We start from the raw sequence: 473 nt of genomic DNA on the forward strand, positions 1-473 counted from the left end.
GCCTCGATCAGCGGCTCGCCCGCCAGGTTGCTGGAAACGCTCAGGGCTACGGCAGTGAATGTCACCGTCTGGTTGAGTTGGTCCATGCCCAGTGACGAATTGCCGGCTTCTTCAAAGGCCTGGTAGAGCGTTGGCAGGTCCTGTGCGGCATGGGCGGCCAGCGGCGCAAGCAGGCCGAGGGAGAGGGCGATCAGGGTGGTGTGCTTCAAGGGAGTCTCACAATCATGGGATCCAATCCCATGCCGGTTGTGTGCAGATGAACGCGACCCGGATGGCGGCAAGTGCCCGCCATCCATGGCTGCGCTGGAAGCGGGGCGATCCAATGCCCCGATGGGCGGCAAAATAGGGGAATTGCTGCCCCTTGCGCAACCCGGGCATGCGCGCGCGTGATACACAGCGTGACGTTTGATCGATGTGATAATCATTCGCGTTTAAGGTAGACTGCGGTCCCTTGTGAACCGGCGGCCCTGGGC

At 62.2% G+C, this 473-nt stretch carries 1 protein-coding gene; it reads right to left on the bottom strand.

Annotation, left to right across the window (positions count from 1 at the left end):
* The coding region (locus tag D7X55_RS46135; protein WP_199747382.1) for a hypothetical protein at positions 1–209 on the bottom strand (209 nt) is incomplete at its 3' end.
* Between the last annotated feature and the right edge of the window lie 264 nt (positions 210–473).

This window comes from Corallococcus sp. AB049A (assembly GCF_003668885.1).
In the GTDB taxonomy this organism is placed as follows: Bacteria; Myxococcota; Myxococcia; order Myxococcales; family Myxococcaceae; genus Corallococcus; species Corallococcus interemptor.